The 25,830-nt window shown below is 68.1% G+C and carries 24 protein-coding genes; 19 read left to right on the forward strand and 5 right to left on the reverse strand.

The genetic code is table 11. The features are described from left to right. The first annotated feature begins 150 nt into the window (after window positions 1-150). From ACO07H_RS02145 to ACO07H_RS02155, 3 genes are all read left to right on the forward strand, one after another. Window positions 151-2,475 carry a TonB-dependent receptor gene (locus ACO07H_RS02145; protein WP_422010636.1) on the forward strand — a complete coding sequence of 775 codons (2,325 nt, stop codon included), beginning with the start codon at window positions 151-153 and terminating at the stop codon, window positions 2,473-2,475. Between the two features lie 116 nt (window positions 2,476-2,591). Continuing rightward, window positions 2,592-3,260 carry an orotate phosphoribosyltransferase gene (gene pyrE, locus ACO07H_RS02150; RefSeq protein WP_422010638.1) on the forward strand — a complete coding sequence of 223 codons (669 nt, stop codon included), beginning with the start codon at window positions 2,592-2,594 and terminating at the stop codon, window positions 3,258-3,260. Further along, the gene (locus ACO07H_RS02155; RefSeq protein WP_422010640.1) at window positions 3,260-3,943 is read left to right on the forward strand and encodes a hypothetical protein; all 684 of its coding nucleotides are present in this window, start codon (window positions 3,260-3,262) and stop codon (window positions 3,941-3,943) included. Before pyrE ends, ACO07H_RS02155 begins: the two co-directional genes overlap by 1 nt. A 34-nt stretch (window positions 3,944-3,977) precedes the next feature. On the opposite strand, the gene gatB is transcribed toward ACO07H_RS02155, so the two are convergent. The 3 genes from gatB to gatC all read right to left on the reverse strand — a co-directional run bounded on the left by gatB (window position 3,978) and on the right by gatC (window position 7,343). Next, window positions 3,978-5,480, reverse strand: coding sequence for an Asp-tRNA(Asn)/Glu-tRNA(Gln) amidotransferase subunit GatB (gene gatB / locus ACO07H_RS02160; RefSeq protein ID WP_422010642.1), 1,503 nt, complete (start codon window positions 5,478-5,480; stop codon window positions 3,978-3,980). 79 nt (window positions 5,481-5,559) lie between these two features. Then, entirely contained in the window at window positions 5,560-7,047 is a 1,488-nt protein-coding gene (gene gatA / locus ACO07H_RS02165) for an Asp-tRNA(Asn)/Glu-tRNA(Gln) amidotransferase subunit GatA (RefSeq protein WP_422010644.1), read from the reverse strand. Then, window positions 7,044-7,343, reverse strand: coding sequence for an Asp-tRNA(Asn)/Glu-tRNA(Gln) amidotransferase subunit GatC (gatC, locus tag ACO07H_RS02170; protein ID WP_422010646.1), 300 nt, complete (start codon window positions 7,341-7,343; stop codon window positions 7,044-7,046). Before gatC ends, gatA begins: the two co-directional genes overlap by 4 nt. Window positions 7,344-7,555: 212 nt before the next feature. On the opposite strand from gatC, the gene ACO07H_RS02175 reads away from it, so the two are divergent. The 5 genes from ACO07H_RS02175 (at window position 7,556) to rodA (ending at window position 13,621) form a co-directional block, all read left to right on the forward strand. Next, a complete protein-coding gene (locus ACO07H_RS02175) occupies window positions 7,556-8,599 on the forward strand; it encodes a rod shape-determining protein (protein WP_422010648.1) in 1,044 nt (347 codons plus the stop codon). Between the two features lie 139 nt (window positions 8,600-8,738). Next, complete coding sequence (gene mreC, locus ACO07H_RS02180; RefSeq protein ID WP_422010650.1) at window positions 8,739-9,743, forward strand: rod shape-determining protein MreC; 1,005 nt, start codon at window positions 8,739-8,741, stop codon at window positions 9,741-9,743. A 106-nt stretch (window positions 9,744-9,849) separates the two neighbouring features. Continuing rightward, window positions 9,850-10,371 (forward strand): rod shape-determining protein MreD, encoded by a 522-nt coding sequence (gene mreD / locus ACO07H_RS02185; RefSeq protein WP_422010652.1) that lies wholly within the window; start codon window positions 9,850-9,852, stop codon window positions 10,369-10,371. Window positions 10,372-10,460: 89 nt separating this feature from the next. Next, a complete protein-coding gene (gene mrdA, locus ACO07H_RS02190) occupies window positions 10,461-12,470 on the forward strand; it encodes a penicillin-binding protein 2 (protein WP_422010654.1) in 2,010 nt (669 codons plus the stop codon). Continuing rightward, window positions 12,467-13,621, forward strand: coding sequence for a rod shape-determining protein RodA (gene rodA, locus ACO07H_RS02195; RefSeq protein WP_422010656.1), 1,155 nt, complete (start codon window positions 12,467-12,469; stop codon window positions 13,619-13,621). The genes mrdA and rodA overlap by 4 nt, the downstream gene beginning before the upstream one ends. A 21-nt stretch (window positions 13,622-13,642) precedes the next feature. Here the strand turns inward: rodA and ACO07H_RS02200 are convergent, their stop codons facing one another. Both ACO07H_RS02200 and ACO07H_RS02205 read right to left on the reverse strand, forming a co-directional pair. Further along, the gene (locus ACO07H_RS02200; RefSeq protein ID WP_422011645.1) at window positions 13,643-15,094 is read right to left on the reverse strand and encodes a sensor histidine kinase; all 1,452 of its coding nucleotides are present in this window, start codon (window positions 15,092-15,094) and stop codon (window positions 13,643-13,645) included. Window positions 15,095-15,193: 99 nt separating this feature from the next. Further along, a complete protein-coding gene (locus tag ACO07H_RS02205; RefSeq protein ID WP_422010658.1) occupies window positions 15,194-15,865 on the reverse strand; it encodes a response regulator in 672 nt (223 codons plus the stop codon). Between the two features lie 187 nt (window positions 15,866-16,052). Between ACO07H_RS02205 and recA the strand changes: the two genes are divergently transcribed. From recA to ACO07H_RS02260, 11 genes are all read left to right on the forward strand, one after another. Then, entirely contained in the window at window positions 16,053-17,090 is a 1,038-nt protein-coding gene (gene recA, locus ACO07H_RS02210) for a recombinase RecA (RefSeq protein ID WP_422010660.1), read from the forward strand. A 9-nt stretch (window positions 17,091-17,099) separates the two neighbouring features. Next, window positions 17,100-17,633, forward strand: a complete 534-nt coding sequence (locus tag ACO07H_RS02215) for a regulatory protein RecX (protein ID WP_422010662.1) — start codon at window positions 17,100-17,102, stop codon at window positions 17,631-17,633. A 206-nt stretch (window positions 17,634-17,839) separates the two neighbouring features. After that, a complete protein-coding gene (locus ACO07H_RS02220) occupies window positions 17,840-18,412 on the forward strand; it encodes a DUF2889 domain-containing protein (protein ID WP_422010664.1) in 573 nt (190 codons plus the stop codon). A gap of 24 nt (window positions 18,413-18,436) precedes the next feature. Continuing rightward, window positions 18,437-19,597, forward strand: coding sequence for an ADP-forming succinate--CoA ligase subunit beta (sucC, locus tag ACO07H_RS02225; protein WP_422010666.1), 1,161 nt, complete (start codon window positions 18,437-18,439; stop codon window positions 19,595-19,597). A 71-nt stretch (window positions 19,598-19,668) separates the two neighbouring features. Continuing rightward, a complete protein-coding gene (gene sucD, locus ACO07H_RS02230; protein WP_422010668.1) occupies window positions 19,669-20,562 on the forward strand; it encodes a succinate--CoA ligase subunit alpha in 894 nt (297 codons plus the stop codon). A 70-nt stretch (window positions 20,563-20,632) separates the two neighbouring features. Continuing rightward, a complete protein-coding gene (locus ACO07H_RS02235; protein WP_422010670.1) occupies window positions 20,633-21,340 on the forward strand; it encodes a YjbE family putative metal transport protein in 708 nt (235 codons plus the stop codon). A gap of 79 nt (window positions 21,341-21,419) precedes the next feature. Continuing rightward, window positions 21,420-22,490, forward strand: coding sequence for a serine/threonine-protein kinase (locus tag ACO07H_RS02240; RefSeq protein ID WP_422010672.1), 1,071 nt, complete (start codon window positions 21,420-21,422; stop codon window positions 22,488-22,490). Next, a complete protein-coding gene (locus tag ACO07H_RS02245) occupies window positions 22,487-23,284 on the forward strand; it encodes a Stp1/IreP family PP2C-type Ser/Thr phosphatase (RefSeq protein ID WP_422010674.1) in 798 nt (265 codons plus the stop codon). The genes ACO07H_RS02240 and ACO07H_RS02245 overlap by 4 nt, the downstream gene beginning before the upstream one ends. A gap of 51 nt (window positions 23,285-23,335) precedes the next feature. Next, a complete protein-coding gene (locus ACO07H_RS02250) occupies window positions 23,336-23,986 on the forward strand; it encodes an FHA domain-containing protein (protein WP_422010676.1) in 651 nt (216 codons plus the stop codon). Window positions 23,987-24,189: 203 nt separating this feature from the next. Next, window positions 24,190-24,975, forward strand: coding sequence for an MBL fold metallo-hydrolase (locus tag ACO07H_RS02255; protein WP_422010678.1), 786 nt, complete (start codon window positions 24,190-24,192; stop codon window positions 24,973-24,975). Window positions 24,976-25,222: 247 nt separating this feature from the next. Further along, window positions 25,223-25,693, forward strand: a complete 471-nt coding sequence (locus ACO07H_RS02260; RefSeq protein WP_422010680.1) for a pilin — start codon at window positions 25,223-25,225, stop codon at window positions 25,691-25,693. The last annotated feature ends 137 nt before the right edge of the window (window positions 25,694-25,830 follow it).

Consider the following 25,830-nt stretch of genomic DNA (forward strand, 5'->3'; position numbering starts at 1 on the left):
CGCAGTGCAGCAAAAGCACAACACCCGGCCGCGCTTTCATCATGAAACCGTCATGTGATCCTTAGTATTTCAGCGGCTTCACAGAGGCGCCATGAACGCCCAGCCCGTCTCCCGTCGCCCCCTCCGATGTCCCGCAACCCGAGGTTCCCCATGCCCAAGCACCGTATTTCTCCCACGCTGCTGGCCGGCGCGCTGGCCGCGGCCTTTCCGCTGCACGCCGCGTTGGCGCAGGCTGCCCCCGCGCCCGAGGCCAAGAAGGATGTCAGCCAGCTGGAGGCCGTCATCGTCACCGGCAGCCGCCGCGCGGAGAACCTCAAGGAGGTGCCGCTGTCGATCTCGGCCATCAAGCCCGAGGACCTGGACACCTACAACGCCAGCGGCCAGGACATCCGCGCGCTGTCCGGCAAGGTGCCCAGCCTGAACATCGAATCCGACTACGGGCGCACCTTCCCGCGCTTTTACGTGCGCGGCCTGGGCAACACCGACTTCGACATGAACGCGTCGCAGCCGGTCGGGCTGGTGTACGACGACGTGGTGCAGGAAAGCATCGCGCTCAAGGGCTTCCCGGTGTTCGACATGGAGCAGGTCGAACTGCTGCGCGGCCCGCAGGGGACGCTGTTCGGCCGCAACTCACCGGCCGGCGTCATGAAGTTCGACTCGGTCAAGCCGGGCAAGCGCCTGGAGGGCTATGCCAACTTCGGCTATGGCCGCTGGAACGCCGCCAACCTGGAGGCGGCCGTCAACGTGCCGCTCAGCGACGACTGGCAGATGCGCGTCGCCGGCCTCGTGCAGCGCCAGGACAACCGGGTGCACAACCCCATCGCGGCGACGGCCGGCGCCACGTCCGACCTCGAAGGCTTCAACGACAAGGCGCTGCGCCTGCAGGCTGCCTACAAGAACGGCAACTTCTCGGGCCTCTTCAAGGTCCAGGCGCGCGACTACAAGGGCACGGCCACGACCTTCCGCGCCAACATCATCAAGCGCGGCACGAACGACCTCGTCGACGGCTATGACGACAGCTACTACCCCACGGACGGCTACAACTCGCAGACGCTGAAGTCCAGCGAGGTCAGCGCGCGCCTGCGCTGGGACTTCGACGGCGTGTCGCTGTACTCCATCACCGCGCACGACCGCGCCAAGTTCTACAGCCGCGGCGACGTGGACGGCGGCTTCGGCAGCCGTTTCGGCGGCATCCCCGACGGCCCGAGCTATCCCGGGCAGCCGGCGCTGATCCCGTTCGATTCGCAGACCGCCGACGGCATCCCCTACCTGCGCCAGACGACGCAGGAGTTCCGCCTGCAGTCCAACACCGGCGACCCGCTGCAGTGGATCGCGGGCCTGTACTACTTCAACGAGAAGCTGCAGGTGGACAGCTTCAACTTCGACAGCTTCGCGGCCGGCGACCCGCAGAACGGCTACGCCGTGCAGCACCAGGAGGCCACCTCCTGGGCCGCGTTCGGCAACGTGAAGTACGCCGTCACGCCGGACCTCAAGCTGACCGCGGGGCTGCGCTACACCGACGACAAGAAGGACTTCGACGCCCAGCGCACGCAGCATCCCACGCTGCCCAACATCGCGCTGGTGACGGCCCACCCCAAGTCCACCAACTGGAGTTGGGACCTGGGCGCCAACTACAGCCTGGACAAGGCCACCAGCGTCTACACGCGCGTCGCCACCGGCTATCGCGCGCCCAGCATCCAGGGCCGCATCCTGTTCTTCGACGCGTCCGCCGTGCCGGCCGGCACGTCGCCGATCTCCATCGCCAACTCCGAAAAGGTGCTGTCGGCCGAAGTCGGCTTCAAGTCCGACCTGCTGGACAACACCGCCCGCATCAGCGGCTCGCTGTTCAAGTACCGCGTGAAGGGCATGCAGCTGACGGCCGGCTCGGGCTCCATCAACCAGAACCGCCTCGTCAACGCCGCCAAGGCGGAGGGCCAGGGCTTCGAGCTGGACGCGCAGGCCATCATCGCCCGCGACTGGCGCACGACGCTGGGCGTGTCGTACAACGACACCAAGATCAAGGACCCCAACCTGTTCGTCGCGCCCTGCGGCAACGCCAACTTCCAGTTCCTGCAGGCCAACACCGGCTGCACGGTGACCGACCCGGCCGGTCCGAACGGCACCGTCAGCATCAACGGCAACCCGCTGCCCCGCGCGCCGAAATGGGTGTGGAACTGGACGCTGAAGTACAGCACCGAGCTGGCGGGCGGCGAGCTGACCGTGCTGACCGACTGGGCCTACAAGGACAAATACAACATGTTCCTGTACGAGGCCAAGGAGTACACGGCCAAGTCGGCGCTGGAAGGCGGCCTGCGCGTCGGCTACGGCTGGGCCAATGGCAAGTACGAGGTGGCCGCCTATTCGCGCAACATCACCAACCACCGCCAGGTCGTCGCGGCCATCGACTTCGACAACCTGACCGGCATCGTCAACGAGCCGCGCACCTACGGCGTGCAGTTCAAGGCGGCGTTCTGATGCCTCGTTAGGCTCCCCGCCCGCAGGCCCACACCTGCGCATCGGTGAAAACCACCTGCGGCCCGCCCCCTTTTGGGAGCCGGGCCGCTTTTCATGCCCCCTAGAATCTTCGTCATATGTCCGCCACGCCCGCCGATCCACTCGCCCAGTCCTTCGTCGCGTTCGCCGTTGAGGTGGGCGTGCTGCGATTCGGCGAGTTCAAGACCAAGGCCGGCCGGCTCAGCCCCTACTTCTTCAATGCCGGCCTGTTCGACGACGGCGACAAGCTGGTGCGTCTGGCCGGCTTCTACGCGGATCGGCTGCTCGCGTCGGGCCTCCCGTTCGACATGATCTTCGGCCCCGCCTACAAGGGCATCACGCTGGCCGCGGCCGTCTCGATGGAGCTGGCGCGTCGTGGCCGCAATCTGCCGTTCGCCTACAACCGCAAGGAAGCCAAGGACCACGGCGAAGGCGGCACGCTGGTGGGCGCGCCGGTGAAGGGTCGCGTGCTCATCATCGACGACGTCATCTCCGCCGGCACCTCGGTGCGCGAATCCATCCAGATGATCGAGGCCGCGGGCGCCACGCCCTGTGGCGTCGCCATCGCGCTGGACCGCCAGGAGAAGGCGGCCGAGGGCGGCGTGGACAGCCCGCTGTCCGCCGTGCAGCAGGTGCAGCAGCGCTATCACCTGCCGGTCGTCGCCATCGCCGGCCTTGCCGACCTGCTGGCCTTCCTGGACGGCGCGCCCGAGCTCGCCGCGCACCGCCCGGCCGTGCTGGCCTACCGCGAACGCTACGGGGTCTGATGCGCCAGCTGCTCTTCTGCGCCGGCCTGATGCTGGCTTCCACCGCCTGGGCCCAGGACAGTGCGCCCGGCAAAGGCATCTACACCTGCACGACGCCGGACGGCCGCCGGCTCACCAGCGACCGGCCGATTGCGGAATGCACGTCGCGCGAGCAGCGTGTGCTCAACCCCGATGGCTCGCATCGCACGACGCTGCCGCCGTTCCTCAGCCCCGAGGAACGCGCCGCCAAGGAGCTGGCGGACCGCCGCGCCGCGGCCGACCGCCTCGCCCAGCAGGACGCCATCCGCCGCGACCGCACGCTGGTTCAGCGCTACCCCAACGAGGCCGCGCACCAGCGCGCGCGCAACGCCGCGCTGGACGACTCCAGCAAGGCCACGCGGTTGTCCGAGCACCGCATCAAGGACCTGACCGCCGAACGCAAGCCGCTGGCCGACGAGGCGGAGTTCTACAAGGGCCGGCCGCTGCCGGGCAAGCTCAAGCAGGCGCTGGACGCCAACGACGCCAGCATCGAGGCGCAGCAGCAGCTCATCGAGAACCAGAAGTCGGAAAGCGTGCGCATCAACGCGCGCTTCGACGCCGAACTGGCGCGGCTGAAGAAACTGTGGGCCGGCGCCACGCCGGGCTCGCTGCCGCCGCTGGGCGAGCTGCCCGTGACAGCACCGGCCACCACGCCCAAGCGCTGAACGCAGCGCAAGCCCCCGGGCCCGCCAGCCCTGCTCAGCCGAGCTTCTTCTTCAGCAGTTCGTTCACCAGCGCCGGGTTGGCCTTGCCCTTGGTCGCCTTCATCGCCTGGCCGACCAGCGCGTTGAACGCCTTGTCCTTGCCGGCCCGGTATTCCTCGACCGACTTCGGGTTGGCGGCCAGCACCTCGTCGAGGATGGCCTCGATGGCGCCGGTGTCGCTGACCTGCTTCAGGCCCTTGGACTCGATGACGGAATCCACGTCGGTCGCCTCGCCGGTCCAAAGTAGCGAAAACACCTCGCGCATGCCATTGGCGCTAATCACACCAGCGATTTGGCGGCTCATGAGCGTCGCCAGAATGCCCGTTTCAACGGGCACATCTTCAGCGCTCTTACCGTCTCGGTTCAGATTGGCTGCCACCAATTGGTTGACCATGACAGAAGCAGCTCGGCCGTAGTACCCAGCACCGTCAAAGGCATAGGCATCTGCCCACTTGGCCGGGTTGATCGACTGCAAGCCGGCCACGAGTCGCTCGAAGTAGCTTGCCTTTGCGAGTGAGCCGGTCAAGAGCAAGGCATCAGCTGTCGAAAGGCCGTACGCCGTCTCAAAGCGCTTGGCCATCACGGCCGGCAGCTCGGGCATCTCGCCCTTCACGCGCTCCACCCATTCCGGCGCGATGACCAGCGGCGGCAGGTCGGGGTCGGGGAAGTAGCGGTAGTCGGCCGAGTCCTCCTTGCTGCGCATCGCGCGGGTCTCGCCGGTGTCCGGGTTGTAGAGGACCGTCGCCTGTTGGATCTTGCGGCCGTCCTCGATCTCGTCGATCTGCCAGTTCACCTCGTAGTTCACCGCATCAACGAGGAAGCGGAAGCTGTTGAGGTTCTTGATCTCGCGGCGCGTGCCGAAGGGCTCGCCGGGCTTGCGCACGGACACGTTGACGTCGCAGCGGAACGAGCCCTCCTGCATGTTGCCGTCGCAGATGCCCAGCCACATGACCAGCGCGTGCAGCGTCTTGGCGTACTCGGCGGCTTCAGCGCCCGAGCGCATGTCCGGCTCGGAGACGATCTCCAGCAGCGGCGTGCCGGCGCGGTTCAGGTCGATGCCCGACTGGCCCTGATAGTCCTCGTGCAGGCTCTTGCCCGCATCCTCTTCCAGGTGGGCACGGGTCAGGTTGACTTTGTGCTTCACGTCGCCGACGAAGAATTCGACCGCCCCCCCCTGCACCACCGGGATCTCGAACTGGCTGATCTGGTAGCCCTTGGGCAGGTCCGGATAGAAGTAGTTCTTGCGGGCGAAGATGGACAGCGGCGCGACCTTGGCGCCGACCGCCAGGCCGAAGCGGATCGCGCGCTCCACAGCCGCGCGGTTCAGGACCGGCAGCGTGCCGGGCAGGGCCAGGTCCACCGGCGAGGCCTGCGTGTTGGGCGCGGCGCCGAAGGCGGTGGAGCTGCCGCTGAAGATCTTGCTCTGCGTGGAGAGCTGGACGTGGTTTTCGAGGCCGATGACGACCTCATAACCGCGGATGAGCTTGGATGTAGACATGTTCAGAGACTCCGCAGAGCCGCCTCAAGGAGGCTCGCAGCCCCTCGGGGGGCAGCGAACAAAGTGAGCGTGAGGGCCATCAATATCCCGAGGGCGCGGCGAGGTGCCAGTCGGTGGCTTGCTGGAGGGCGTGCGCGGCGTGCAGCAACTGGCCTTCCTTGAAGTAGTTGCCGATCAGCTGCAGGCCCACCGGCATGCCGCCTTCGCCACTGCCCACCGGCACGCTCATGCCGGGCAGGCCGGCGAGCGACCCGGGCAGCGTGAAGATGTCGGCAAGATAGGCCTGCGTCGGGTCGTCGGCGCCGGTGCCGGCCTTCCAGGCCACCGTCGGCGCCACGGGGCCGGCGATGAGGTCGCATTGGGCGAAGCACTGTTGGAAGTCGTCCGCGATCATGCGGCGCAGCTTCTGCGCCTGCAGGTAGTAGGCGTCGTAGTAGCCGTGCGACAGCACGTAAGTGCCGATCATGATGCGGCGCTTGACCTCGGCGCCGAAGCCTTCGGCGCGCGTCTTCTTGTACATATCCAGAAGATCGTCGTACTTGGCTGCGCGATGGCCGAACTTGACGCCGTCGAAGCGACTCAGGTTGGAGCTCGCCTCGGCCGGCGCAATGATGTAGTACACGGGAATCGCCAGCTCGGTGCGCGGCAGGCTGACGTCCACCAGCGTGGCGCCCAGCTTCTCCAGTTCGGCCAGGCCCGCACGGACCGCCGCGTTCACGTCGGCGGACAGGCCGGCCGGGAAGAACTCCTTCGGCAGGCCGATGCGCAGCCCCGCCAGCGGCTTGGCCGCGGTGGCGCCGTCGCGCCCGGCCAGCATCTGCGCGTGGAAGTCCTGCGGCGGCTGCTCGACGCTGGTGGCGTCGCGCGTGTCGAAGCCGCTCATGGCGGACAGCAGCAGCGCGCAGTCCTCGGCGGAGCGGGCCATCGGGCCGGCCTGGTCCAGGCTGGAGGCGAAGGCGATCATCCCGTAGCGCGAGCACACGCCGTAGGTCGGCTTGATGCCGGTGATGCCGGTGAAGCTGGCCGGCTGGCGGATGGAGCCGCCGGTGTCGGTGCCGGTGACGCCGGGCACCAGGCGCGCCGCCACCGCGACGGCCGAGCCGCCCGACGAGCCACCGGGCACGCGGCTCACGTCCCAGGGGTTGTGAGCGGGAAAGTAGGCGCTGTTCTCGTTGGCCGAGCCCATCGCGAACTCGTCGCAGTTGAGCTTGCCCAGCGACACCGTGCCGGCTGCGTTCAGCTTGGCGACCACGGTCGCGTCGAACGGGCTGCGGTAGCCGGCCAGGATCTTGGAGCCGGCCGTGGTGGGCATGTCGGCCGTGACGTAGATGTCCTTGTGCGCCATCGGTACGCCGGTCAGCGGGCCGGCACTGCCGGCAGCGAGCAGCGCATCGGCCGCGTCGGCACGCGCGAGCGCGCCGTCGGTGTCGACGTGCAGGAAGGCACCCAGGCTGGCGTGGGCGTTGATGCGGCTCAGCAGGCCTTGCGTCGCTTCGCGGCTGGAGACGGCGCGACTCTTCAGGGCGGCGGCCAGCTCGGCCACGCCCATGTCGTGAACGGGCTTCATTCGATGACCTTGGGAACGAGGAAGAGGCCGTCCTCGACGGCCGGGGCGCTGCGCTGGTTCAGCTCGCGCTGGTTGCTCTCGGTGACGACGTCGTCGCGCAGGCGCAGGCGCACCTGCTGGATGGCCGACAGCGGCGTGTACAGCGGCTCGACGCCAGCGGTGTCCACGGCGCTCATCTGGTCCACGATCTTGAAGAAGCCGTTGAGCTGGCCGAGCAGTGCGGCGGACTCGGCCGGCTGCAACTCCAGCCGCGCGAGGTTGGCGATGCGGCTCACGTCTTCGGGGGCGAGGCTCATGGGTGCGTTTTCAGGTGTAAGGATTGAGCCGAAAACCTAGTCTTCAAGGGCTCAAAACGGGGGTGTTCGGTTATTATCGCCGCCCATCTTCATGGCCTTCGGGGCTGCCCCTTCGGCGACGCGATTCGTCGCCGATCCGGGCGGCCTCGCTGCTTCATAGCCCCCCGATTTTCGAGCCGCGCCCCGCCGGCGAGGCTCCTTTTGCGCCCACCATGTTCGCCTCCCTGCGCCGCTATTTCTCGACCGACCTCGCCATCGACCTCGGCACCGCCAACACCCTGATCTACGTGCGCGGCAAGGGCATCGTCCTCGACGAGCCCTCGGTGGTCTCCATCCGCCACGAGGGCGGCCCCAACGGCAAGAAGACCATCCAGGCCGTCGGCCGCGAGGCCAAGGCCATGCTGGGCAAGGTGCCCGGCAACATCGAGGCCATCCGCCCGATGAAAGACGGCGTCATCGCCGACTTCACGGTCACCGAGCAGATGCTCAAGCAGTTCATCAAGATGGTCCACGACTCGAAGACGTTCAAGCCGTCGCCGAGGATCATCATCTGCGTGCCCTGCGGCTCCACCCAGGTCGAGCGCCGCGCCATCCGCGAGAGCGCGCTGGGCGCGGGGGCTTCCGAGGTCTACCTGATCGAGGAACCCATGGCCGCCGCGATCGGCGCCGGCCTGCCGGTGGCCGAGGCCTCGGGCTCCATGGTGGTCGACATCGGCGGCGGCACGACGGAAGTCGGCGTCATCTCGCTGGGCGGCATGGTCTACAAGGGCTCGGTGCGCGTCGGCGGCGACAAGTTCGACGAAGCCATCATCAACTACATCCGCCGCAACTACGGCATGCTGATCGGCGAGCCGACGGCCGAGTCGATCAAGAAGAACATCGGCAGCGCCTTCCCGGGCTCCGAGGTCAAGGAGATGGAGGTCAAGGGCCGCAACCTCTCCGAAGGCGTGCCGCGCAGCTTCACGATCTCGTCCAACGAGATCCTGGAAGCGCTGACCGACCCGCTGAACCAGATCGTCTCGGCCGTGAAGAACGCGCTGGAGCAGACGCCGCCCGAACTGGGCGCCGACATCGCCGAGCGCGGCATGATGCTGACCGGCGGCGGCGCGCTGCTGCGCGACCTGGACCGCCTGCTGAGCGAGGAGACCGGCCTGCCGGTGCTGGTGGCCGAAGACCCGCTGACCTGCGTGGTGCGCGGCTGCGGCATGGCGCTGGAGCGCATGGAGCGCCTGGGCTCCATCTTCACTTCGGAATGAAGTGAACACCCGGCCTCGGCGTACCGAGCCCACCCTCCGGGCGGGTCGTCATCCGGCACGGCTGCGCAGCAGCCCCCGTGAGGGCGAAAGCGGCCCGTCGCTCGGCTGACGCCACGCGCGCCATCCTCGTCTTTCCGCGATGCCCCTCGGCACCCTCGACCGCTCCCCCCCGCCGTTCTTCCGGCAAGGCCCGTCGGCGCTGACCAAGCTCGCGCTGTGCTCGGCACTCGCGCTGCTGCTGATGGTGGCCGATGCCCGCTTCAAGCTCATGCAGCCGGCCCGCGCCGCACTGGCGCTGGTGCTGCACCCGGTGCAGCGCCTGCTGCTGGCGCCGGTGGACGCCTGGGAGAACGCCGGCGACTACCTGCGCGGCACCAAGCGCGCGATGGCGGCGGAAGACCTCGCCCGGCGCCAGCTCGCCCAGCAGGCCGAGCGGCTGTCGCGCGCCGAGGCGCTGCAGGTCGAGAACGACCGGCTGCGCAAGCTGCTGGCGTTGCAGCCGTCCCTGACCGTGCCCTCCATCGCCGCCGAGATCCTGTTCGAGGCGCCCGACCCCTTCTCGCGCCGCGTCGTCATCGACCGCGGCGCGGCGCAAGGCATCGCGCCCGGCTCGCCGGTCATCAACGAGGCCGGCGTGCTGGGCCAGGTGACGCGGGTGTACCCGCTGTCCAGCGAGGTGACGCTGCTGACCGACAAAGAGGCCGCGATCCCGCTGCTGAACGCCCGCACGCAGATGCGCAACGCCGCCGGGGGCCGCGCGGACGGTGCGGGCATGGAGCTGCGCTTCCTGGCCGCGAACGCGGACGTCAAGGTCGGCGACCTGATGTCCACGTCGGGCCTGGACGGCGTCTACCCACCCGGCCTGCCGGTCGCGAAGGTCACGGTCGTCGAGCGGCGCGGCGACTCCAGCTTCGCCCAGGTGCAGCTCGCGCCCATCTCGCAGCCCGACAGCGCACGCCATGTGCTGGTGCTGCAGCCCATGGACCGCCATGTGGCGGCCAAGCAGGAGGCCGAAGTGGCCAACGCTGCGCAAGCGGCCTCGGCCGCCGAGGCCAAGGCCACCGCACGCGCCGCGAAGAAGGAAGAACGCGCGGCCAAGGCCGCCGAGAAAGCTGCCGCGAAGGCATCGGGAGCGACGCCATGATCATGCTGGGATGCCAGCCCCCCGCCTCGCTGGCGCTCGGACGGCCCCCCGAGGGGGCCAATTCGCCCTTGGGACGGCCCGGTGGACGAATTGAAGGGAGCGCGCCATGATCATGCCGCGCGCTGCGGGCCAGTTGCTGCTGCCCGCCAATCCCTGGTTCATCGGCTTCACGCTGGTCGTCGCGCTGATGGTGGACATGGTGCCCGTGGGGCGGGTGGCCGCGATGCCGGACCTGCTGGCCGTGGTGCTGGTGTTCTGGGGCGTGCACCAGCCACGGCGCATCGGCGTGCTGTGGGCCTTCGTGTTCGGGTTGCTGATCGACGTGCACGACGGCGCGCTGCTGGGCCAGCATGCGCTGGCCTACAGCGGCCTGAGCTTCGGCGCGATCTCGCTGCACCGCCGCTTGCCATGGTTCAGCCTCTTCGAGCAGGCCGTGCAGGTGCTGCCGCTGTTCTTCGCCGCCCACGTGCTGGCGCTGATCGTGCGGATGGTGGTGGGCGGCATGTGGCCGGGTTGGGGCGTGCTGCTGGCCCCGGTCTTCGAGGCCGCGTTGTGGCCCCTCGCCAGCGTGCTGCTGCTGGCCCCGCAGCGCCGCGCGCCGAATCCCGACGCGCACCGCCCCCTGTGAACGTGATGCCCCCACGCGTGCTTCGCCCGCTGCCCCCCGAGGGGGCACCCCTCGCCCTTCGGGCGGCCGTGCGGGCTCGGGGGTAGCCCGTGGTCGTCATCAGGAACCTCCACCAGGAGCTGTCGCGCTTTCGCATGCGCGTGCTGGCGGCGGTGGCGTTCGTGCTGTTCTGCTTCGGGCTGCTCGTCGCGCGGCTGGTGTGGCTGCAGATCGTGCAGTACGACAGCTTCGCGGAGCGCGCGGAGTCCAACCGCATCGCCGTCGTGCCCATCGTGCCCAACCGCGGCCTCATCAAGGACCGCAACGGCGTCGTGCTGGCGAGCAACTACTCGGCCTACACGCTGGAGATCAACCCCGAGAAGGTCATCGACCTGGACGCCACCATCGAGGCGCTGGGCCAGGTGCTGGACATCCAGCCGCGCGACAAGCGCCGCTTCAAGCGCCTGGCCGAAGAGGCCAAGCACACCGACTCGCTGCCCATCCGCACCAAGCTGACGGACGAGGAGGTGGCGCGCTTCACGGCCCAGCGCTTCCGCTTTCCGGGCGTGGAGATCAAGGCGCGCCTGTTCCGCTCCTACCCGCTGGGCGAGGTCGGCGCCCACCTGATCGGCTACATCGGCCGCATCAACCAGGCCGAGAAGAAGGCCATGGACGACTGGGACGAGGACGACCTCGCCAACTACCGCGGCACCGAGTACATCGGCAAGCTCGGGCTGGAGCAGGCCTACGAGAAGGAGCTGCACGGCATCACCGGCTTCGAGCAGGTCGAGACGAGCGCCGGTGGCCGCGCCGTGCGCCGGCTGGACCACAAGCCGCCCACGCCGGGCAACACGCTGAACCTGTCCATCGACATCAAGCTGCAGGCGCTGGTGGAGAAGCTCTTCGGCGACCGCCGCGGCGCGCTGGTGGCCATCGACCCGCGCAACGGCGAGGTGCTGGCCTTCGTCTCCAAGCCCAGCTTCGACCCCAACTTGTTCGTCGACGGCATCGACGCCGAGGCCTGGCGCGACCTCAATGAGGATCTGGACAAGCCGCTGCTGAACCGCGCGCTGCGCGGCACCTACCCGCCCGGCTCCACCTTCAAGCCGCTGATGGCCATGGCCGCGCTGAACAGCGGCAAGCGCGCGCCCGGCACGGTCATCATGGACACGCTGACCTACAGCTTCGGCGGCCGCAACTTCGGCAGCCCGGAGACCGACCGCGCCGGCCCGAAGGACATGCGGCTGGCCATCGTCACGTCGTCCAACGTCTACTTCTACAGCCTGGCCAACGAGATGGGCGTGGACCTGATCCACGACCAGCTGGAGCCCTTCGGCCTGGGCCGCAAGACGGAGATCGACGTGCAGGGCGAGGTCACCGGCGTGCTGCCCTCCCAGGCCTGGAAGCGCAACTACTTCCGCAAGAGCCCGGCGAACCAGAAGTGGTTCCCCGGCGAGACCATCTCGCTGGGCATCGGCCAGGGCTACAACAACTTCACCATGCTGCAGATGGCCACGGCCTACTCGACCATCGCCTCCGGCGGCCAGCGCTTCAAGCCGCGGCTGGTGCGCGAGATCGAGGACGTGGTGAAGCACGAGCAGCGGCGCGTCGCCAGCGACGCGTTGACGCCGCTGCCGCTGAAACCCCAGGACGTCGATGTGATCCGCAACGCGATGAACGGCGTGACGCTGGAGGGCACGTCGCGCCAGGTGTTCGCGGGCGCCGCCTACCAGAGCGGCGGCAAGACCGGCACGGCCCAGGCCATCGGCCTGCGGGCGGGCGAAAAGTACCGCGACATCAAGGCCGACGAGCGCAAGCGCGACCACTCGCTGTACGTCGGCTTCGCGCCGGTGGACCAGCCGACCGTGGCGCTGGCGCTGATCGTCGAGAACGCCGGCTGGGGTTCGGCCTCGGCCGCACCCATCGCGCGCCGCGTGTTCGACTACCTGCTGACCGGCACCTACCCCAGCGAGGAGGACATCGCCAAGACGCAGCTGGGCCAGACCTTCGCGCCCATCGGCACGCCGCGCCGCGTGGCGGACGTGCCGCTGCTGCCCGGACAGGCCGCCGCCTCGGCACCGGCCGCGGCGTCCACCCCCGCATCGGGAGCCTCGCGATGACCGTCCTTGAACGCCCACCCCTGTGGCAGCGCCTGAAGCCCTGGCTCAGCGGCTTCGACATCCCGCTGCTGCTGGCCGTGCTGTGGCTGTGCGGCTGGGGCCTGCTGTGCATGTACTCGGCCGGCTACGACCACGGCACGCGCTTCATGGACCATGGCCGCAACATGCTGCTGGCCCTGGGCCTGATGTTCCTCGTCGCCCAGGTCTCGCCGCAGCGGCTGATGGCGCTGGCCATCCCGCTGTACGTGTTCGGCGTGACGCTGCTGATCGCCACCGCGGTGTTCGGCGTCACGAAGAAGGGCGCGACGCGCTGGCTCAACATCGGCATCACGCAGATCCAGCCGTCCGAGCTGCTCAAGATCGCCACGCCGCTGATGCTGGCCTGGTGGTTCCAGAAACGCGAGGGGCTGCTGCGCTGGCCGGACTTCATCGCCGCGTTCGCGCTGCTGCTGCTGCCGTTCCTGCTGATCGCCAAGCAGCCGGACCTGGGCACCGGCATCCTCGTGCTGGCCGCGGGGCTGTACGTGATCTTCTTCGCCGGCCTGCCGTGGAAGCTCATCCTGCCGGCCGTCGTGCTGGCCGCCAGCGGCGCGACGGCGCTGGTGCTCAGCGAGGACACCATCTGCGAGCCGGACGTGACCTGGCCCGTGCTGAAGGAATACCAGAAGCACCGCGTCTGCACGCTGCTGGACCCGAGCAAGGACCCGCTCGGCAAGGGCTTTCACATCATCCAGGGCGAGATCGCCATCGGCTCCGGCGGCATGACCGGCAAGGGCTTCATGCAGGGCACGCAGACGCACCTGGAGTTCATCCCCGAGCGCACCACCGACTTCATCTTCGCCGCCTTCGGCGAGGAGTTCGGTTTCATGGGCGCGCTGGGCCTGCTGTTGGGCTTCACCGCGCTGATCCTGCGCGGCCTGGTGATCGCGTCCGAGGCGCCCACGCTGTTCACGCGGCTGATGGCCGGCGCCATCACGCTGTCGTTCTTCACCTACGTGTTCGTCAACATGGGCATGGTCAGCGGCATCCTGCCGGTCGTGGGCGTGCCGCTGCCCTTCATCAGCTACGGCGGCACGGCGATGGTGACGCTGGGGCTGTCGCTGGGGCTGCTGCTGTCCATCGCCCGCGTCAGGAAACTGGTGAAGACCTGACCCGCACGCGGGCATCCAGCGTCACTCGGCGGCGGGCATGCCGGCGGCGAAGCGGATCGTGAACCGGGCTCCCGGCCCCTGGCCGTCGGGCGATTCGCCGCCCGCCGCACGGCGCACGCGGGTGTCGTCCAGCGTCAGCTCGGCATCGTGCTGCTGCACGATCTCGCGCACGATGGCCAGCCCCAGGCCCGAGCCCTCCACGCCGCTGCCCAGCGACCGGTAGAACGGCTGGAACACCTTTTCGCGCTCGCCCGGCGCGATGCCCGGTCCGGTGTCCTCCACCTGCAGCACGACGACCTGGCCGAACGGGTCCTCCACCACGCGCACCGTGACGACGCCACCCGCCGGCGTGTACAGCAGCGCGTTGTCGACGAGGTTGCGGATCAGCTCGCCGAGCAGCACCGGCTGGCCCTGCACGCGCAGCCGGCTGCCGTCGGGCAGCACGCCGTCGTAACCCAGGTCGATGCGCCGCTCCAGCGCGCGCGGCACGAAGTCGCGCACCGTGTCGATGGCGATCTCCGCCAGGTTGAGCGGCTCGCGCTGCATGCCCTGCTCGGCATCCTCGGCGCGCGCCATCGACAGCAGCTGGTTGACCATGTGTGCCGCCCGCTCGCTGGCACGGGCGATCTGGGCCAGCGACCGCTTCATCTCCTCGGGCGACGCTCGGCCGGCATCAATCTCGCGCTGGATCAGCTCGGCCTGCGTGCGCAGCCCGGCCAGGGGTGTCTTCAGCTGATGCGCCGCGTCGGCGAGGAAGTGCTTCTGCCGGCTCATGGACGAATCCAGCCGCGCGAGCAGGTCGTTGATGGCCTGCACCAGCGGCGCGACCTCGTCGGGCACGCGCTGCTCGTCGATGGGGGACAGGTCGGAGCTGTCGCGCGAACGGATGCGCCGCTGCAACTCGTTCAGCGGCGCGATGCCGCGCGCCAGCGCCAGCCACACCAGCAGCACCGCCAGCGGCAGGATGACGAACTGCGGCAGGATGACGCCCTTGATGATCTCGTTCGTCAGCCGCGCCCGTTTGCCCAGCGTCTCGGCGACCTGCACGAGCATGGTTTTCGTGGCGACGGCCTGCCCCGGCACCGAAGTCTCTGGCGCGACCCACAGGTAGGCCACGCGCACGGCGTCCGCGCCCACCTCGTCGTCCCTGAAGTGCAGCTCCCACGGCACGGGCGGCACGTCCTCCGCGGGGATGGGCAGCGTCGCGTCGCCGCTGAGCAGCTCGCCGCGCAGGCCCAGCACTTGATAGAACACGGTGTCGGACGCATCCGCCCGCAGCAGCGCCGCGGCCTCGGGCGCCAGCGCATAACGGTCGCGTCCGCGAGTGGGCGCCTCGGCCGCGGCGACCTGCAGGCCCAGGCTGCGCGCCATCTCGCCCAGTTCACGGTCATACGGCCGGCTGGCGATGCCCTGCGCCACCAGCCACGTCAACGCCACGCTGATCGGCCAGATCAACAGCAGCGGCGCGAGCATCCAGTCGAGGATCTCGCCGAACAGCGAGCCCTGCGGCGCCGGGGCCCCCGCTCGAACCAGCGAGCCGGGTTCGGGGCTGGCGCCGTCCTGAGTGGACATTTAAGAAGCGATTTTCTCTAGGCAGTAGCCGAGGCCGCGCACCGTCGCGATGCGGATCGGCCCCTGCTCGATCTTCTTGCGCAGCCGGTGGATGTAGACCTCGATGGCGTTGTTCGACACCTCTTCGCCCCACTCGCACAGCCGCTCGACGAGCTGGTCCTTGCTGACCAGGCGCCCCGCGCGCTGCAGCAGCACCTCCAGCAGCGACAGCTCACGCGCCGACAGCTCCAGCATCTGCTCGTGGATGTAGGCCACGCGGCCGGTCGCGTCGAAGGTCAGCGGCCCATGCTTGATGACGCTGCTGGCCGTGCCCAGGCCGCGCCGGGTCAGCGCCCGCACGCGTGCCTCCAGCTCCTGCAGCGAGAACGGCTTGGCCATGTAGTCGTCGGCCCCCAGATCCAGCCCCTTGACGCGCTGCTCCACGCTGTCGGCCGCCGTCAGGATCAGCACCGGCATCGTCGAGCCGCGCGCGCGCAGCTTGCGCAGCACCTCCAGCCCGTGCAGGCGCGGCAGGCCCAGGTCCAGGATCACCAGATCGAACTCATGCGTGGCCAGCGCCGTGTCGGCCTCGCTGCCGGTCGCGACGCGGTCCACCGCGTAACCGGACGCGCGCAAGGCACGCAGCAACCCATCGGCCAGCACTTGGTCGTCTTCGGCAATCAGGATGCGCATGATGTTCGGGTCTCCGCCGCCGATGTTATGTGCGATTGAGTTGCAAGCCGCTGCGGGGTGGCTCATCTCTTGAGCCACCATCTGGCTAGCATTCACCTCAACCGCCGGACATCCTCAAAACGGCGGACAAACCACTGTACAAAACTACAGATTGCCGCATAATTCCGCCATTCCCACGGAGATTCGCATGGACGCCCCGGTCAAAGCCCTCAACACCGAAAAAGCCAAGGCCCTGCAGGCCGCCCTCGCCCAGATCGAAAAGCAGTTCGGCAAGGGCTCCATCATGCGTCTCGGCGAAGGCGAGGTCATCGAGGACATCCAGGTCGTGTCCACCGGCTCGCTGGGCCTGGACATCGCACTGGGCGTCGGCGGCCTGCCGCGCGGCCGCGTCGTCGAGATCTACGGCCCTGAATCGTCCGGCAAGACGACGCTGACGCTGCAGGTCATCGCCGAGATGCAGAAACTGCAAGGCACCTGCGCCTTCATCGACGCCGAGCACGCGCTGGACATCCAGTACGCCCAGAAGCTCGGCGTCAACCTGCAAGACCTGCTGATCAGCCAGCCCGACACCGGCGAACAGGCACTCGAGATCGTCGACTCGCTGGTGCGCTCCGGCTCCGTGGACCTGATCGTCATCGACTCGGTCGCCGCACTCACGCCCAAGGCCGAGCTCGAAGGCGAAATGGGCGACAGCCTGCCCGGCCTGCAGGCCCGCCTGATGAGCCAGGCGCTGCGCAAGCTGACCGCCACGATCAAGAAGGCCAACTGCATGGTCATCTTCATCAACCAGATCCGCATGAAGATCGGCGTCATGTTCGGCTCGCCCGAAACGACCACCGGCGGCAACGCGCTGAAGTTCTACGCTTCCGTGCGCCTGGACATCCGCCGCATCGGCTCGATCAAGAAGGGCGAGGAAGTCATCGGCTCCGAGACCAAGGTCAAGGTCGTCAAGAACAAGGTGTCGCCTCCGTTCAAGACGGCGGAGTTCGACATCCTCTACGGCGAAGGCATCAGCCGCGAGGGCGAGATCGTCGACATGGGCGTCATCGCCAAGGTCGTCGAAAAGTCGGGCTCCTGGTATGCCTACCAAGGTGAAAAGATCGGCCAGGGCAAGGACAACGCCCGCGAGTTCCTGCGCGAGAACCCCGATGTCGCCCGCGAGATCGAGAACAAGATCCGCGAATCGCTGGGCGTGGCGCCTTTGACCGAGGCCGCAGGCGAGTAAGCAGGCACCGTGGCGCGTGCGCCGCTGTCCCTGAAGGCTCGCGCCATCGGCCTGCTGGCCCAGCGCGAGCACAGCCGCACCGAACTGCGACGCAAGCTGCTGCGCATCGAGCAGCAGCGCATCCGGCTGGCCGCTCTGGCGGCGGCGGATCGTATCGGCGAGGGTGTCAAGCCCGTCGCAGATGACGACGCCCTGGCGTCGCCTATCGAAACGGATGTCGACGCCTTGCTCGACACGCTGGCGGCCGATGGCTACCTGAGCGAGAGCCGCTTCGTCGAGTCCCGCGTGCATGCGCGCGCCGGCCGCTTCGGCACCCAACGCATCCAGCAGGAACTGGCCCAGCACGGACTGCGGCTGGACGCCGAGCAGCAGGACGCGCTGCGCTCGACCGAGCTGGAACGCGCGCGTGAGGTCTGGCTGCGGCGCTTCGGCCCCGAGCCCGCGATGGAACCCACCGAGCAGGCTCGCCAGACACGCTTCCTGATGGCCCGCGGCTTCGCGGCCGACATCGTCAGACGTGTGCTGCGCCGCAGCAAAAATTGAGCTGCCCCTGGCACGGGGATGGCGCCTCGGGGACCTCCGCCAGGCGCGCCAACCCCTAGGATTTACCCTCCGTGCTACATTGCCGGCTGCTCAAAAACGGCAGTTCGTCCGATTGCCAGCCTGCTTCCCGCCCGGTTGCGCAGCTGCCGGCATCGAGGCAACCGCCGTCCCGGTCCGCGCCGGGTTGACCCGCCCCACCCCGCCTCATGACCGCCGCCCCACCGTCCGTCAAGCGTCGCCCGCTGCACCGCCGCGCCCTCGATGTGCAGGTGTTCGCGCGCGATGACGGCCTGTTCGATGTCGAAGCGAGCCTGAGCGACACGAAGTCGCACGACGTGCCGCTGGCCGGCACGACCCGCAAGGCGGGCGACCCGATCCACGAGATGCGCCTGTATCTGACGGTGGACGCGACGCTGACGATCAGCGCCGCCACCTCCGAGACGCTGTCGATGCCCTATGCCGGCACCTGCGACGAGCATGGCGACGCCTATGCCCGCCTGGTCGGCTTGAACCTGATGAAGGGCTTCAGGCAGGCCGTGGGCGAGCGCCTGGGCGGCACGCTCGGCTGCACCCACCTGACCGAACTCTGCAACGTGCTGCCCACGGCCATCATCCAGGCGATGGCCGGCTCCGTCATCGACACGCGTGAGGGTGACACCGACGGCAACCCGCCGTTTCAGCTCGACCGCTGCCACGCACTGCGCCGCGACGGCGCGGCCGTGGCCCAGTTCTATCCGCGTTGGCACCGGTCCCAAACGCCAACATCGACCGCTTCCTGACTTCCCGACCCGAAAGACCCAGCCATGAAAATCCACGAATACCAGGGCAAAGAAATCCTGCGCCAGTTCGGCGTGCCGGTGCCGCGCGGCATCCCGGCCTTCACCGTGCAGGAAGCTGTCGAAGCTGCGCAGAAGCTGGGCGGCCCGGTCTGGGTGGTCAAGGCCCAGATCCACGCCGGTGGCCGCGGCAAGGGCGGCGGCGTCAAGGTGGCCAAGAGCATCGATGACGTCAAGGCCAAGGCCGAAGGCATCCTGGGCATGCAGCTCGTGACCCACCAGACCGGTCCCGAGGGCCAGAAGGTCCGTCGCCTGTACATCGAGGACGGCGCCGACATCAACAAGGAACTCTACGTCTCGCTGGTCACCGACCGCGGCACGCAGAAGGTCGCCTTCATCGCATCGAGCGAAGGCGGCATGGACATCGAGGAAGTGGCGCACGCCACGCCCGAGAAGATCATCACCGAGCTGATCGACCCGCTGGCGGGCCTGACCGAAGCGCAGTCGCGCAAGATCGCTGCCGCCATCGGCCTGACCGGCGCGTCCATCGACCAAGCCGTCGACATCTTCGCCAAGCTCTACAAGTGCTACATGGACACGGACGCGTCGCTGGTTGAAATCAACCCGCTGAACTGCGATTCCAAGGGCAACCTGATGGCGCTGGACGCGAAGTTCAACTTCGACGCCAACGCGCTGTTCCGCCATCCCGAGATCGTGGCCTACCGCGACCTGGACGAGGAAGACCCGGCGGAAGTCGAAGCCAGCAAGTTCGACCTGGCCTACATCAGCCTGGACGGCAACATCGGCTGCCTCGTCAACGGCGCCGGCCTGGCCATGGCCACGATGGACACCATCAAGCTGTTCGGCGGCGAGCCGGCCAACTTCCTGGACGTCGGTGGCGGTGCCACGGCCGAGAAGGTCACCGAGGCCTTCAAGATCATGCTGAAGAACAAGGCCGTCAAGGGCATCCTGGTCAACATCTTCGGCGGCATCATGAAGTGCGACACCATCGCCGAGGGCGTCATCACCGCCTGCAAGGCCGTGAACCTGCAAGTGCCGCTGGTCGTGCGCATGAAGGGCACCAACGAAGAGCTGGGCAAGAAGATGCTGGCCGAATCCGGCCTGCCCATCATCGCGGCCGACACGATGGCCGAAGCGGCCACGAAGATCGTCGCCGCCGTCGCTTAATGACCTTGCGGGACAGACGGCCCGAGCGTACTCGCGAGTAGCTCTGTCCCCAACTGACTAGGAACAGATCCATGTCCATCTACATCAACAAAGACACCAAGGTCATCACCCAGGGCATCACCGGCAAGACCGGCCAGTTCCACACGCTGGGCTGCCAGGCCTATGCCAACGGCAAGAACGCGTTTGTGGCCGGCGTGAACCCCAAGAAGGCCGGTGAGAAGTTCTCCGAGATCCCCATCTACGCGACCGTCAGGGAAGCCGCCTCGCAGACGGGCGCGACCGTCTCGGTCATCTACGTGCCGCCCGCAGGCGCCGCCGCCGCGATCTGGGAAGCCGTCGAGGCCGACCTGGACCTGGCGATCTGCATCACCGAAGGCATCCCGGTGCGAGACATGCTGGAAGTGCGCAACAAGATGAAGGCCAAGGAAGCGGCCGGCGGCAAGAAGACGCTGCTGCTGGGCCCCAACTGCCCCGGCCTGATCACGCCGGAAGAAATCAAGATCGGCATCATGCCGGGCCACATCCACCGCAAGGGCCGCATCGGCGTGGTCTCGCGTTCCGGCACGCTGACCTATGAAGCCGTGGCGCAGTTGACCGAGATCGGCCTGGGCCAATCGACGGCGGTCGGCATCGGCGGCGACCCGATCAACGGCCTCAAGCACATCGACGTGATGAAGGCCTTCAACGACGACCCTGACACCGACGCCGTCATCATGATCGGCGAGATCGGCGGCCCCGACGAGGCGGAAGCCGCGCGCTGGTGCAAGCTGAACATGAAGAAGCCCATCGTCGGCTTCATTGCCGGTGTCACCGCCCCTCCCGGCAAGCGCATGGGCCACGCCGGCGCGCTGATCTCCGGTGGCGCGGACACCGCCGACGCCAAGCTGGCCGTCATGGAAGAGTGCGGCTTCACCGTCACGCGCAACCCCAGCGAGATGGCCAAGCTGCTCAAGGCCCTGCTGTAATCGGGTCTCGCACCCCCACCAGCCGCCGGGTCGACCGGCGGCTTTTTTTCGCCTGCCGCCCCGCCAAGACATGGACTTGCCAATCGACGTGTTCAGTGCCGCCTTCCTCATTGCGCTGCTGAAGATCATCTGGGTCAACATCCTGCTGTCCGGCGACAACGCGGTCGTCATCGCGTTGGCCGCGCGCAACCTGGCGCCTGACCAGCAAAAGCGCGCCATCATCTTCGGCAGCGGCGCGGCCATCGTGCTGCGCGTCGTGCTGACGCTGTTCGCCGTGCAGCTGCTGCAGCTGCCCTGGCTGAAACTGCTGGGTGCCGCTGCGCTGCTGTGGATCGGCATCCAGCTGCTGGCGGACAACGACGACGATGCCGACGTCAAGGCCAGCAGCAGCGTCTGGGTCGCCATCCGCACCATCCTGATCGCGGACCTGGTCATGAGCCTGGACAACGTCATCGCCGTCGCGGCCGCCGCCAACAGCGCGCCGGAGAACGTGCGCGTCCTGCTGCTCGTCATCGGCCTGGGCCTGTCCATCCCGCTCATCATCTTCGGCAGCACGCTGCTGCTCAAGCTGATGGAACGCTTCCCGGCCATCATCACCGTGGGCGCGGCGCTGCTGGGCTTCGTGGCTGGCGAGATGGCGACGACCGACGCGGCGGTGCACGACTGGTTCGAGACGCACATGCACGGCCTGGACTACGCCGTCAGCATCACCGGCGCGGTCTTCGTCGTCGCCATCGGCCTGCTGCTGGCCCGCCGCGGCAAGTCCGGGCCGGCCTAAGATCGACCGCATGGCGAGTGGCGGCAAACCCGACAAGGCCGACAAACCCGCAAAAGCGGGTGGCTTCTGGCAACGGCTGATGGGCCGGAGCGCCGACGCGCCACCCGGCGAACCGTCGCCCGTGGCCGACACCCGGCAGACGCCGGCGCCGGGTGCGGCACCAGCGTCATCCACGGCGCCGCCGGACCTGCACGACCTCGAACTGGGTGCGGAGATCGGCCGCGGTGCGATGGCCATCGTCTACAAGGCCACCCAGCGATCCACGGGTCGCCAGGTCGCCGTCAAGCGCCTGGCGCTGAGCCGCGAGTTCTCCGCCGAGGACCTGGCCGACGTGCGCGAGCGCTTCATGCGCGAAGCCCACGCGGCCCGTGCGCTGGAGCACCCCGACATCCTGCAGGTGGTCGATGCCGGGCAGGACGGCAACGACACCTGGATCGCCCTCGAATACGTGCTGGGCCGCGACCTCAGCCTCTTTGCCAAGGCCGGCCAGTTGCTGCCGGTGCGCGAGGTCGTGCAGATCGGCGTGCGCCTGGCCCGCGCACTGGCCTATGCGCACAGCCAGGGCGTCGTGCACCGCGACATCAAGCCGGCCAACGTGATGCTGGACCGCATCAACGGCAGCCTGAAGCTGATGGACTTCGGCATCGCCCGCGTCGGCGACGGCAGCCGCACGCGCACCGGGCTCGTGCTCGGCACCCCGTCCTTCATGTCACCCGAGCAGCTCGCCGGGCTGAAGGTGGACGGCCGCAGCGACCTCTACTCGCTCGGCGTGCTGCTGTACCAGTTGCTCTGCGGCATGCTGCCGCACCAGAGCGACTCGATGGCGCGGCTGATGCAGCAGATCGCCACCGAGCCGGCCGCCGACATCCGCACCCACCGCCCCGGCCTGCCGGAATCGCTGGCGCTGGTGCTGGCCCTGTCGCTGGAAAAACGCCCGGAGCTGCGCTACAGCAGCGGTGAGCAGATGGCGCGCGACCTGGAAGCCGTGCTCGTCATGGACCTGCAGGCCGAGCCCGCCGAGCCTGGCGCGACCGCAAGCCACGGCACAGCCTTCGCGCAAACACTGCGCCTGACGCCCGGGGAAGCAGGGCAGAATCCGCGCTCTTGCGCCGAACCCGGCGTGCCCCACGAGCCTCCGCAAGCCTCATGATCCTGGAGTTCTTCAGCGCCACCGACGTGGGCCGTGCGCGCGACAACAACGAGGACTCGGTCGCCCTCGACGAAGCCGCCGGCCTGGCCGTGCTGGCCGACGGCATGGGCGGCTACAACGCGGGCGAAGTGGCCAGCCAGATGCTGACCAGCTTCATCAACACCGAACTGGGCCGCTGGCTGAAGGATGCCGGCCGCGAGGCCCGGGCCGGCGAGGTCAAGCGCGCGATGGACATCTGCGTGGACAACGCCAACCGCGCCATCTTCAACGCCGCCAACACCAACCCGCACTACGCCGGCATGGGCACGACGCTGGTGCTGGGCGTGTTTCGCGCCGAAGGCCTGCTGCTGGGCCACGTCGGCGACTCGCGCGGCTACCGGCTGCGCGCCGGCCGTCTGATGCAGATCACGCGTGACCATTCGCTGCTGCAGGAGCAGATCGACGCCGGCCTGCTCACCGTCGAGGAAGCCGCCTTCTCCAGCAACAAGAACCTCGTCACGCGCGCCATCGGCGTCGAGGACACGGTGCTGATGGAGCTGCACCTGCACGAGATCCAGGCAGGCGACACCTACCTGTTCTGCTCCGACGGCCTGTCCGACATGCTGGACGACGACACACTGGCCAACCTGCTCAGCGGCAATCCGGCGCTGCCCGAGGCGGCGCGCGCGCTGATCAATGCGGCCAACGACGCGGGCGGCCGGGATAACATCGCGCTCATCCTGGCCCGCGCCGAGGGCCGTCAACGCACCGAAGGGCGGGGCTGGTGGCCCTTCGGTCGACGTGGCAGCAATTGACCGGCCCCGGCTGAAGCGTCGCGGCACGTACAACAGAACTTGAGGTCATTCATGGGCAAACTGGTGGTTTCGCTCGACGGCGTCGTGATCAAGGAGGTGCAGATCACGAAGGACAAGACCACGCTCGGTCGCCGCCCCTACAACGACATCGTCATCGACAACCTGGCCGTTTCGGGCGAGCACGCCGTGCTGCAGATGGTAGGCGCCGATGTCTTCATCGAAGACCTGAACTCCACCAACGGCACCTACATCAACGGCAAGGCGATCAAGAAGCAGCTGCTGGCCGACAACGACACGGTCGAGATCGGCAAGTACAAGATCAAGTTCCTGCTCAACGATGGCGGCGACTACGAGAAGACGATGATCCTCAAGCCCGGTTCCGGCGCGCCGCCGAACCTGGGCCTCAGTTCCTCGTTCGGCTCCCTGGGTGCCGCAGCCGTCGGGCCGGCCTCCATCAAGGTGCTGACGGGCGCCGCCGCCGGCCGCGAGGTCGCGCTGACCAAGGTCGTCACGACGTTGGGCAAGCCCGGCGTGCAGGTTGCCTCCATCACCAAGCGGCCCACCGGCTACGTCTTCGCGCATGTCGAGGGCAACCAGCGCCCCAGCGTCAACGGCATCCCGCTGACGGGCGAATCGATCGCGCTGCGCAGCGGCGACCTGATCGAACTCGCCGGCACGCAAATGCAGTTCGTGCAGGGTTAGACCACGCCGACGACTTCTTGCAAAAGCCGGTTACTCGGCAGTCGCTGCAACGGCTGGCCGGCTTCGCGGGCGGGTGTGACTTCCTCACGGTGGAGACTCCCCCAACTCGGTAATCCGACCGGGTGCGGTGCCTGCAGGCTGCGTACATTCCTGGCCATGCCCGGCGCGATGCGGGGCCCCTGAATCCCGAGCCAACGTACCGCATGAACATCCGCGTCCTGGGCTGCTCCGGCGCCATTGCCGCAGGCTACAAGACCACCGCATTCCTGCTCGACGACGATGTCCTCATCGACGCCGGGACCGGCGTGGGTGACCTGCCGCTGGACGCGCTGGCCGCCGTCGACCACATCCTGCTCACGCACTCCCACCTGGACCACGTGCTGGGCATCCCGCTGCTGGCCGACGCCGTGCTGCGCCTGCGCACCGCCGCTGGCCGCCCGCCCATCCAGGTCCACGCCCTGCCCGAGACGCTGGCGGCCCTGCGCCAGCATGTCTTCAACGGCGTCATCTGGCCCGACTTCACCGCCCTGCCCACCCGCGACGCGCCCGTGCTGTCGCTGCACCCCTTCCAGATCGGCGACCGGCTCGACATCGGCGGACGCGCCATCGAAGTGCTGCCGGCCGTGCACACCGTGCCGGCCGTCGGCTTCGCCGTGGATGGCGGCGCGGCGAGCGGCCACGCCCACTGGGTGTTCACGGGCGACACCGGCCCCAACCCGGCGCTCTGGCGCCGCCTGGCCGGCCTGCGCCTGTCCCACCTCGTCATCGAGACTGCGTTCAGCGACGACGAGGCCGAGGTGGCCCACGTCAGCCGGCACCTGTGCCCGGCCGAACTGGGTCACGAACTGGCCGAGCTGGCCGGCAGCGTCGACGTGCGCATCACCCACATCAAGCCGGGCGAGATGGCAGCCGTCATGCAAGGCATTGCCGCGCTGAACAGCCCGCACACCATTTCTGCGCTGGCGGCAGGGCAGGACATGCAGTTCTGAAGCGCGTTGCTGACGCATTCCTCACGGCGCCCCAGGGCGCCGTTTTCGTTTCTGACGTTTCCTGCCCGCGCCACGCCGACTGACGCAACTTGTCAGCCCGAAGTGACGTTTTTTGTCAGGCCAGCGCCTGATCGGCAGCCGTCCGTGTGGTTTCTCACGCGCCACCCACCGCCAGAAGCTGGCACGCCCCCTGCATTCAAGGGAAGTGTCCTCACCCCCACCCACCTCTTTCTCCCGGAGTACCGACATGAACCTGAAAGCACGCGCCCAACAAGGCTTCACCCTGATCGAACTGATGATCGTCGTGGCCATCATCGGCATCCTGGCTGCTGTGGCGATTCCGCAATACCGCGACTACACCATCAAGGCCAAGGTCGGCAACGCGCTCAGCTCGGTGGATGCGTTGAAAACGGCTGTAGCCCTGTGCATTCAACAAGCTGGTGTCGCCTCCGGTGGTACGGCGACAGCTTGCGGCACTTCGGACACCGGTGCCGGCATCCCGACATTCGGCGCAACAAACGAAGTTGCGTCGGCCTCCGTCAGCAGCGCCGGCGTGATTTCGGCAGTCCTCGCATCAGGCATCGGCACAGGTGTTGACGGGAAAACTGTCAAGTGGACCCCCGTTATCAAAGACACTTCTGTGGTCTGGACCATCGACGCGTCCGCCGTCACGCAGGCGGCTGCACTGGCAGCCTTCACCAAGAACAGCGCGACCTGATCGGCTCGCACATCACCAGAAAGGGGCTCAGGCCCCTTTTTTGTTTTCGGCCACCGCCAGCAAGCCGGAACTCACCCAGCCTGTTGGCGGCTGGCACGGCCAAAACGCCGCCGCCGGGTGGCGTCCACCCGCTACGT

Origin of the sequence: Roseateles sp., from assembly GCF_965229315.1 — a bacterium.
Classification (GTDB): domain Bacteria; phylum Pseudomonadota; class Gammaproteobacteria; order Burkholderiales; family Burkholderiaceae_C; genus Pelomonas.